Annotated in this window: 6 protein-coding genes; 2 read left to right on the plus strand and 4 right to left on the minus strand. The window is 54.5% G+C overall.

Annotated elements, in window-relative coordinates:
• Nucleotides 1-28 precede the first annotated feature (28 nt).
• Nucleotides 29-460, plus strand: a complete 432-nt coding sequence (locus tag ACQ4N8_RS19980) for a VOC family protein (RefSeq protein WP_430706109.1) — start codon at nt 29-31, stop codon at nt 458-460.
• A 273-nt stretch (nt 461-733) separates the two neighbouring features.
• Nucleotides 734-1,324: a class I SAM-dependent methyltransferase gene (locus tag ACQ4N8_RS19985; protein ID WP_430706110.1), complete on the plus strand. Its 591-nt coding sequence runs from the start codon at nt 734-736 to the stop codon at nt 1,322-1,324.
• Nucleotides 1,325-1,435: 111 nt separating this feature from the next.
• On the opposite strand, the gene ACQ4N8_RS19990 is transcribed toward ACQ4N8_RS19985, so the two are convergent.
• The 4 genes from ACQ4N8_RS19990 to ACQ4N8_RS20005 form a co-directional block, all read right to left on the minus strand.
• A complete protein-coding gene (locus ACQ4N8_RS19990; protein ID WP_430706117.1) occupies nt 1,436-3,070 on the minus strand; it encodes a 2-hydroxyglutaryl-CoA dehydratase in 1,635 nt (544 codons plus the stop codon).
• Nucleotides 3,071-3,110: 40 nt separating this feature from the next.
• Nucleotides 3,111-6,584: a BadF/BadG/BcrA/BcrD ATPase family protein gene (locus ACQ4N8_RS19995; RefSeq protein WP_430706111.1), complete on the minus strand. Its 3,474-nt coding sequence runs from the start codon at nt 6,582-6,584 to the stop codon at nt 3,111-3,113.
• Nucleotides 6,585-6,785: 201 nt separating this feature from the next.
• Nucleotides 6,786-9,125 (minus strand): discoidin domain-containing protein, encoded by a 2,340-nt coding sequence (locus ACQ4N8_RS20000; RefSeq protein WP_430706112.1) that lies wholly within the window; start codon nt 9,123-9,125, stop codon nt 6,786-6,788.
• A gap of 51 nt (nt 9,126-9,176) precedes the next feature.
• Nucleotides 9,177-10,301: a peptidyl-prolyl cis-trans isomerase gene (locus ACQ4N8_RS20005; protein WP_430706113.1), complete on the minus strand. Its 1,125-nt coding sequence runs from the start codon at nt 10,299-10,301 to the stop codon at nt 9,177-9,179.
• Between the last annotated feature and the right edge of the window lie 262 nt (nt 10,302-10,563).

The raw sequence follows: 10,563 nt of genomic DNA on the forward strand, positions 1-10,563 counted from the left end.
CAAATTGTGTCAAAGGAGCTGCTGAATGATGTCCATCAGTTTGAACCCTTATTTGAATTTTGACGGAAACACGAAAGAAGCGGTCTATTTTTACGAGAAAGTGCTCGGCGGGAAAGTAATAGGTATCATGACGTTCGGAGATATGCCGGAGGACCCGAATCATCCGTTGACGGATGACATGAAGGATCGCGTCATGCATGCGCACTTGAAAGTCGGCGACGCGGACCTTATGTTCTCCGATACGTTCCCGGGCATGCCCTATCAGCCAGGCGATACGGTTCAGATTGCTATCCATCCCAGTGAAGAGGCAAATGCGAGAGAAATCTTCGCTGCTTTGGAAGACGGCGGACAAGTCGTCATGCCCCTTCAGATGACGGATTGGAGCCCCTTGTACGGAATCGTAAAGGACAAGTTCGGCGTTACTTTCCAGGTGAATGTCCCAGGGGAGCAGCCGCAGTAATAGAACAAACTTTCACTCCGCCAACAAAATAAACCCTCCTGTTTCATCAAACAGGAGGGTTTATTTTGTTTTTTAATTCAAGCTTATATACCATTTTTTTGCTTCTGCATAATTCGACTTAATTAGGACATAATTTTGTTGGAAATTCAACAAAGGGAAGGGATTGGTTCGGGTGGGATGGCCCCATGGTTAGCCAGGTCATTTCAAAAGACCGAATTCGGCAGCATTCACCGCGAATCCAATTAAACTGAATGAAATGATGAGGTCGATTCCATGTATTTAACTCCACGATTGTATCACTCCATGGTACGCCCAAGATGGTTTACCGAAAAATATATTCACAACCATATCAAAAGCCATTTCACATTGGAAAATAAAATGGTTCTTGATTTTGGCTGCGGTACCGGAGCAAACTGCGGCATGAGTCATGTCGATCAGTATTGCGGCATCGATCTCGATTTGAAAAGAATCCAATTTGCCAAACGTCTATTTCCGAATTATACGTTTATGCCTTTCAACGGGAAACGAATCCCGGTACCGGATCAAACCATCGATCTCATCTTGATTGTTGCGGTCCTTCACCATATATCGAACGAGCTGGTCAAAGACTATTTATATGAGTTCCGCCGGGTTTTGAAGCCCGGTGGAAATTTGGCCGTCATTGAACCTTATTTATGTCAGGAAAACCGTTTCAATAACTGGTTCATGACCCGCTATGACGACGGAAACTATATCCGAAATGAGAAGGATTACCTTCGGTTATTTATAAATCAGCAGTATGATTGCCAAGTGTTGAAAAAGTTCCGAAAATGCTTTCTATATAACGAAATCTTTTTTACTGCCAGACTTAAAGGGAATTCCTGACGCCGTTTCCCGCCTTGCGGCGGTAACGCCCGCCAAGATACAAAAGGACCTTAAATTCCACGATCGGATGGAAGATAAGGTCCTTTCTGTGCGTCAACTTCAGTCCAAGCTTTATATCCTTTGAAGATTTTGCTGATTTCTCCGGAGTCCAAAACCGTTCGCAATCCTCGCCAAGCCGTATACCCCATTCGCTGCCGTACAAGCAACGACGTGACGGCTTGCCCGCAGCGGATCGGCGAATCCGAACCGGTACTTCTTTTGCTGGAGCCCGTCGGCCGTCAGTTTTTTTTGCGTCAACGCTTCTTCAAATTCCTTCTGCGCCGCCTGTTTCGCTTTAAACAGCATCATCTGCACGCGGCTGTGTACGTTGATCGCTCCATCCCCCGTCGTTTCGATCGGCAGAAAAATCGCGTCGGGGTATTTTTCGGTGATCAGCGATTGAACCCCGTCGGAAACGCCGGAAGACGGCATGCAGCCGAAGGGCTTGACCGAAATGGTCATGTTTACTTTCCGCTTCACTACGTTCAAAATCAGCTTGCCGACCTCCATATGTCCCTCTCCACCGCGCACCTGGTTGTTATAGTGTTCATGGGCGACACGGGCGATCTCCTCCATATCGGGAAGATGGTAGCCCCGCAGGCCGATCGTTTTGGCATAGCTTTGAAAGATGACGCGAACGGCGCGATCCGCAAGCCATAACAGGCGCAGGCGCGAGTGCGGATTCTTCCCTTTCAGGCCGTGTTTCCCGGCATCGGCTTCCCGCAGAGAGATCCGTTTCAACGTATCATAGCGCGCCGACCAGATGAGAAAGAGGATCCAGGCGGTCATCGACTGCACCTCCACCTCGGCTCCCTCGCTTTCCAAAAAGCGTTGCAGCTGATAGTTTCCGTCTCCCTCGGTCGTCATCGCCCAAAACTCGCCGATAATGCTAACCTTCGGTTTCACCCTGGTGCGATCCACACGAATGGCCCGCAGTTCTTTGCGGCAGCGGAGCAAGGCCGGAATCAACCGCTTGCGCTCGCTCAAGGCTTCATATAACAGCCGTTTGCAGCGTTCCAATGCGGCGTCCGTCGCGCCTTCCTCCACCTCGTAGGGACGAATCCGGTAAGCCAGAGCATTCAGAATGTCTCCGAGCAGAACGGCCTTCAGAAAGCCGAGGAAAAACGAGGTATCCAGCTTCAGCGCCGATTCCCCGCCGGTCGCCTGTTTCAGGCCGTCCGTCTGTTGGAACAGCAGCACGCGGAAACCGTCGAATCCCGCGTCGCGCAAAGCTTTCCGGTATTCCGTCACATAGGTGCCAAAGCGGCAGGGGCCGCAGGATCCGCTGGTCACGAACAAGTAATTGCCGACGATCTCTTCCTTGGATTTGCCTTCCACATCACGCAGGTGGCACAGGTACTTAATCAAATTGCCGACCGTGAAATACGTCGGGTTGCACTGCCCGCGGTTCCCGAATTCCTTGCCGTAGCGCAGCGACTCGTTGTCCGGGCAATCCATATGCCGCACCCGGTACCCGAGCCCGTTCAGCGCCCCCTCAACCAGATAATCCTGAGCCATCGTCAGCCCCCCGAACAGAATCGTCGTAGCGGCTTTGTCTTTGGCCAAAAACTGGCGCGGAACGGGGTCGAACCAATGCTTTTTATCCTCTTGTTCCAAGCCCAGCAATTGTTCCTGTTCTTTCTGATACTCCGCCAGAATGTCCTCTAGCCGGGACGGTCCGGCGGGTTTTATCTTTCTTTTGGCCACAGTCAAGGTCGTTTCACTCCTTTGAAATATATCGCTCCGGTTAAATCGCTCCGGCCTGCTCGTCTTGCTTCAAACCTAGTAGTTCAGCTCGTTTTTGCTCCAGGCGCTGCTGCAGCTCGGCTTTTTTGCGGGCCAGGTCCTCCAGGCGCTCCTCATGGAGCCCCAAGCTGTGCGCATACGTTTTGACCCGGATCTTGATCGAACCGCCCGGCTTGTTGGCATCGATCTCGTGCAGCGCGGAGTAAGGGGTACCCGCGGCGCTGATGACCGAATCGATCAACCCGTAGGTCGGCGCGTCGTGGCCGCATTTGAAGCTGGACAAGTCTAGCACGGCCACATGCGGATGGCGCGCGGCAAATTTGGCCGCCCACACTTTTTGCACGCTGTTGGAACTGAAATTTTCCGGCCACACATCGCTGACTTCGAGCGCGGATTGAACCCGCCCGCTCTTCAGGTCGCTGGCGAAAAAGCGGCGCAGCCAGGCTTCGTCTTTGGGAATGGAGCGCATCGACAACACGGGGTAGCCCAGCACCTGGAACTCTTCGAGCACGCCGTGATTCAGGCCCGGATCGGAATGGTAGGGACGCCCGATCATCAAAATGGCGAGGCGGTTTTCCCGTTCAACCTGCTCCAGGATCTGGCGCCCCTTCTCCTGCATCTCCGCGTCGAACAGCTCCAGCGCCTTCCATCCCTGCTCCACGGCAAAATCGCTTTCGTCCTCGGTGATCTGCAGAAGCTCGGCAAACGCCTCATAGAGCTGCCTTTTCATCAGATTCGGTTCGATGAACGTCACCGCCGGATCCAAATAGGCGATTCCGCGCGCGGCGAAGAAATTCACTTCCTTGGTAAAAGCCGCCTTGATCACGTTCGGGGCGCCGGCCACGATCGGGCAACTGGTCGAATCCATCACGTTGTTCAGATGCGTCGGAATATGGGTGATGCACGGAAAAAAAATGTAATCCAGCGCTTTTTGCTCATGGTGCTTAAACAGCAGATTGTGCACGTGAGCCTGAGCCACTTTCGACGGATAACACGGGTCGATCGAACCGTATTTGCCGCCTTCCTGCCACATTTCCTCGCTGGTGTGGTCGCTGAACACGATGTTTCTCCCGCCGATGCCCAGCGTTTCGAAATACGTCCGCCAAAAAGGCGCCGTCGACCAAATATTCAGCACGCGGGGAATCCCGATACGGATCCGGCCGCGCCGCTCCATCGCCTCGGCGGAAGAACGCGCAAACCGGAGCTGGCCGGGTTCAGCGCGCCTACCCAGCCGTCCCAGCAGGCCTTGTTTGGGCCGAGCCTCCTCCGCCTTAGGCTGCGACTGCGGCAGCGGCTCCGGATCGTAAAAATGCTGAAACATGCGGCGCGCCTCGTATTCGACGAGATTGGGGTAATGCTTCTTCAGCTCCTGCCGCTCTTTAGTTAACTTGATGACCGCGTCCTGATCCTCCACCGTCCCCTTTTCGCAGGAGAAGCCGGAAATATAACGGGCGGTTTGACCGTTCGGCGTCTCGGAGTCGATAAAGGTGCGGCTGCAGTGGTTGGGGCAGAAATTGCAGCGGGTCGATTCGTCGTTGCGGCTGGTATATCGCAGATGGATCGCGGAATCCAGCCCCAAAAAGGTGGAGTATCCCCGCCGTTTGACCACGCGCAGCGTCTCCATCGCCGCTCCGATGGCGCCCGCTTCTCCCGGATGCGGATGGACGTAAATTTCCGCATCGGGAACCCGCTGCTTGATATAATCCACCTGGGCCTTGACTGCGGCCAGGTTATACTGGGTGCCGCCCTGGAGAACGAACTTGCGGCCCAGTTCCGCCATGCGCGGAATCTGCACGACGTATTGCCACACGTTTTTCGGCAGGACGAGGGCGAGCCCGGCGAGCAGTTCCTCTTTGGAATAGCCCTCCTTCTGGAAATTCACCCGGTCCGCATCGAGAAACACCGCGCAGCCGTAAGAAAATTTAGGGCTGAGATCCGCGCCAAAGGCCGTATTCGCATACTCCTGAACCGGAATGCCGAACTGGTCGGCCATCGCCTGCAGCAGCATTCCGTTCCCGGCCGAACATTGATTGGACAGCTTGAAGTTGCGGATATCCCTGTTTTTTAAAAACAGCACTTTGATATCCTGTCCCCCGATGTCGCAAATCACGTCGATATCGCCGAATTGGTGGACGGCGCTCATCATGTGGGCCACGGTTTCGACGATGTTAACGTCCGCCTTCAACGTTTTTTCCAAAACGTCCGCGGCATACCCCGTAGCGCCGAAGCCGATGATCTCCAGCTCGGCCCCCTGTTCCCGCACCTTGCCTTGGATGCGCAGCAGCATCTCTTTCGTGTCCTCCAGCGGGTTCCCCTTGGAAAGCTGGTATTCTTTCAGCAGGATTTGGCCGCGGTCGTCCACCAGAACGGCTTTGGACGAAGTGGACCCGCCGTCCAGGCCGATCACCGCCCTCACGTGCTGGCCCGGAGCGAATAAGGCGGGATCGAACCGGGGAATGCTGTAACTTCTGCGGAATTGCTCCAGTTCATCATCGTTCTCCACCAAGGGAGGACCGGCTTTCTCGCCAAGTTTGGCTTTGCGCCCGTGGGCAATAAATTCCTTCAGCCCCTCCAGTCCCTGATACAACCCGACGTCCGCCGGTTCGTGGAGGCCGTACAATACGGCTCCGTAGGCGGCGTAATACTGCGAATTGTCCGGCACGAAAATCAGGTCCTCGATCTCCGCGTCTTGCGGATAATCGTATCCCCGTTCCCGCCAGGTCTGGGGAATCCGTAGCCGCCAACATTCCTGCAGGAAAGGCAGGTAAGTATTCGGCCCGCCCAAAAGAAGCACGCGGTGACGCAACGTATTGCCGCGGGTAAGCACCGACAGATTCTGCATCACGATGGCATCCGCCAGCGAGCACATGATTTCCGGGGAAGGAATGCCGCTCTTCACCAGGTTGACGATATCCGTTTCGGCAAACACCCCGCACTTTGCGGCCACATGGTGCAATTTTGAAGCGTCAAAGTGCAGCTTCCCCACTTCTTCCATGGGCATCCCCACTTTGATCATGCATTTGTCGATCGTGGCGCCGGTGCCGGACGCGCATTTGTCGTTCATGGACGTGATCGCCTGCTTGCTTCCTGTCTCCACGTTCTCTTTGAAAATGATGATCTTCGCATCCTGGCCGCCGAGCTCGATGACGCTCCCGACATCCGGATGCAACTCTTCCACCGCCATGGTGACGGCATTGACTTCCTGCACGAATTTAGCCCCGATATGCGGAGCGATGGGGCCGCTGCCGGAACCCGTCGCAAAGACGCGGACATTTTCCTTCTTGACGTCCGGGAACTCGTTGCCAATGGCAATGAGCAACTCCATGACCTTTTCCGCCTGCTTCGTATGGTGGCGCTGATAGTCCGACCAAAGGATCGCTATGCTCTTCGTATCCACTACTGTTGCTTTGACGGTGGTCGAGCCAACGTCAATACCGATGATCAAGGAGCCCGGCCCTTGGTCGAAGTAATTCATGAACCCACCTCTTATTCCAGTTATTTTCCAGTCTAGTTTATACAATGTTCATGACATTTATCACACTTATCCGCCGATAGTATTCCCAAAAATAAGGTGATCGAGCAAAACGGAAGAAGCTTCGGAAAGCCGCCTATTTGCGGCCCTCCGAAGCTTTTTTTCTTGGGCGGGATATTGGGCAATCCGGTCTCCGGATCTGCCTTACAGATTCGTGCTTCCGTTGTTGTACACCTGGATCTCGGTCATCGTTGGCGTCCAGTATTCGGTCTCTTTTTGCTTCGCGATCACCAATCTGAGCTTGCTGCTGGTCACGCTGCCGAAGTCGTCAAGGGTAAGGTCATGTCCCATGCCATCCGACGAGGCTTTAAACGTCTCCCATTCCAGCGTTTCCGGGCCCAGCTTCTGCAGCTCGAATTCCTGGATCCTGAGGTTGGTGCCGCCGTCGGAGTATTCATCAAGATAGATTTCATCGAAGGTCGCCGGCTGCCCGAAATCGATCGTGATGACGATCGGATAACCGTCCGTCATGTCCTCCGGGTCCGCGCTGGCCCAGCGGGTTGCGGTATTTCCGTCGACCAGCTTGTCCGCTTCGAGCCCCGGGTTCGGGTGGGTATAGTTGGCTTCGATCGGCTTATGCAGCGCCAGATTGACGCGGTCCGACTGGCCCTCGTCCTCGATCGGATTCGTGTCGATCGGGTCCTTTACCTTCTTGCCGACCGGCGATTCATGCAGGCCGATATCGATCCCTTTGCCATAGTAGAGATGCGTACCGAAGAAGTCTTCCTCGCCGACGTTCCGGTTGTAACGGCCGGCGTCGATGAGCGGGGATATCTTCTTCAGCTTGAAGTTGGCCGCCGAGTCCACGATATGGTCTACCCCGTTGCTCTTCTTGTAATCCTTCGGATCTTTGACGAACATCGGGTCCGCGAATACGGCGTGCGCATCGTCCGGCTGCTGCTCGGAATAGACGCCCCCCGCTTCGTAAAAAGCGTTATTGGAGAATACCGCCTTATCCAAAGCGCCTTCTTTCCGGAACCATTTCGTCGGCGTCGTTTCGGACATGTTGTAGAAGACGTTGTTCAGGAAATACACCGTATCCTTAAACACTTCATCGTGGAACCAGTCCATTTTTTCGGCGTCGTACACGAACACGTTGTTCAAAAAATACGTTGGCGCATAGTTGGTCGACAACATGTTTTTCACCAGCACGCCGTTGTCGTTAACGCTCAGGTTATACCGCGCCACGGAATTGGAGCTGTTGCCCATATAGGCCATCCAGCCCGCGGCGTTGTCGTGGGAATAATTGTACTGATAAGTCACGTTGAAGTTGGTGTATTCCAGGTCCCACGGGGTGCCGTCGAATTCGCCGTAAGGTCCGCCGTATACCTCGTTAAACTGCATGACCGAATCGGCCCCGGCCCAGAGATACAGACCGCAGGAGACCGCATCGTATCTCTCCAGATAGCCGTTCACCTCGTTGTATTCCACGGTCATGTTTTTGGTGTCCGCCAGTTGAATGGCCCCCTGGCCGATGCTTTCGGCATAGTTGTGCCCGATATAGACGTCGCGGCTGTAAAGGTCGCGGGTTCTCACCCAAAGCTGCTCCCAACCCTCATGGTATTTGCCGGTTTCGTCGTATTCGCCGGAGCTGGCGTCGCGGTCGTAAAACCAGTTGAAGGCAAACTGGATCGCATGGAGCTCCGTTTTGTAGAAATGGTTGTTTTCGATGCGGACGTCCTGGAAGTAGTAGGCGCCTTGATCGTATTCCTTGTAGCTTTTTTCGCCGAACACTTGAAAAACGATGCCGCCGTAGTGGATCTTTTGCCAGTCCGTAGGGCCGTCGATATCATGGATGTACAGATTGCTGATGCGGAAGTAATTCATGATTTTGTCGCCCTCTTCCAGCAGATCGGCATTGATCGTGATGGATACGCCGTCCCGGACGAACGATTGGACTTTCGCGGAAACGTCGATATCGGTGGCGAAGTCGTCGTCGTTGGACAACTCCAGGTTATGGATTTCCCAATACTGCTGGTTCCGCAGCACGACGGCTCCCGTCAAGCCGACTTTGTTCTTGTCTTTCTTGAAATCCCCGTTTTCGTATCGGACGGGATTCTCCACCTTGCCGCCCGCAGCGATATAAGGTTTACCGTCCTTGGCGTTCCCGTACATGTCGATGACGATCGGCTTTCCTGCAGTCCCGGAGCCCTTTGGCCAGAGCTGCTGGTCGTTCCAGGTTTCCCCGGCCTTCAACAAAATGCGGTCGCCCGGCGAAAACACCGTTGCATTCGCCTTTTGCAGCGTTTTCCAGGGCGTTTTCTTCGAGGTTCCGCTGTTGGCGTCGTTACCGTTCGTCGCATCGATGTAGTAATCGGTTCCCCCGTAGGGGTTGGGACGGTTCCCGGCAACGGCGGACGCTTCGGCGGTTTGAGACGCCGGGGACGTCTCGGCGGCATACGCAGCCGCCGGCGAGAACAAAGTGACTACCATGGCAAACAACGATAAACATACCAATCTAGCACGACTTCTCGTATTGTACATAATTCGCCTCCATTATGGGTAAGGTTTATCCGGCCTCCATTTACGGCAGGTTCAGGAGCTTGTGAGCGGGATCGAGGCCAACTTCTTCCGGTCTACTTGAACCGAAAGCGATTTTTGGTATTGCTCCACATAGGATGCAAAGCGTTCCTCCAGCAGCTGTTGCCTGATTGGATACGCATAGGCTTGCAAGGCCTGCTGTTCATCAACCAACACATCATCCAGCCGGTAAACCGACAGCCCTTCGCGGGTTTCCACGGGCGGCGTCACTTCGCCGGGGCTTGCGTCCCGGAGTTTCGCCGCAATCTCCTGGCTTAGCGTGTTCAGATTTGCCCCGCTCGCTTCCGTCAAAGCGTCTTGCGTGATTTCCGCCCCGTCGAACCGGCTCGCCATCGTTTCCAATCCCATCCGCTGCGCGGCCAGCTCGTTTAGGAGACGTCTCGCCGCCTCCTTCTCCTCTTGCGGGACGGGAACCTCAAGCCGGGTCACCCGATAGGTCGTCGCTTTGGCCGCCCATTCCGATTTATGCTCCTCGTAATAGCTCTCCACATCCCCCCTCTCCAGATAAAGCGGATCTCCTTCGCTTTGGCTTAGCTTGTTTTTCAATTCGGTTTGCAAAGTGGTCAACGCATGGGCATAATAGGACTCCATCGTAAATCGAACCAGGCCGTAAACCACTTCTCCATGCCTTACCGCGGCCTCCCTGGCCCGGTTCTCCGCTTCCATCGCATGGATCAAATCGGAGAAATCGGCCGAATCGATCAAATCCTCTTCCTTCGCCAGCATGAAAATCGCCTTATCCCGCAAAGCTTCTTCCAGTGCTTTCTCCTGCAGCACATTCAGCGGAAGTTGCCCTTCGATCGCGCGGGTCCAATCCTGCTTGCCAAGCGTCACGCCGTATCGGCTATGAAATTCGTTTTGCACCAAAGGCTGCAGGCGGTTCATATGAAAGGCGACTTCCTGCCCGGTGATCTCGTAGCCGCCTACTGTGGCCACGTCATCGGAGTCCGTAGCAAGCCTCCATCCGGCAAGCAGCAAGCCGGCCGCGACGACGAGGCTAGCGATCAGCCACGTCCGGATTTTCCGGGTGCTCTGAGTGCTTTGGGCGCTACGGGTGCTCTGAGTAAACCGTGCATTACGGGTCTTCCCCTCCCGCGCATACGCCGGCCCTTTCCGCATCGTTCCACCTCCCAAGGCGGTAATTAGATAATTGGTAAGTAGACAATATTGGATAATTAACTGAAAATCCTCCTGTCAATCAATAAGGTTCGAGTCTTGTTGTCTCTGCATGCCGCTTTGCACGATTATCCCTTTCGTTAAGGGAGTAAAGGTCGGGGGCTAGGAGAAGTGAAGCAAACCGGAGAGCAGATCCATGACAAGAAGCGGTGGAAACGAAAATACTGTGATCTTGCTGCAGTCTAAACCCTTCCGTCAGCAGAAA

Source organism: Paenibacillus macerans (assembly GCF_050565405.1).
GTDB classification, from domain to species: Bacteria; Bacillota; Bacilli; order Paenibacillales; family Paenibacillaceae; genus Fontibacillus; species Fontibacillus macerans_B.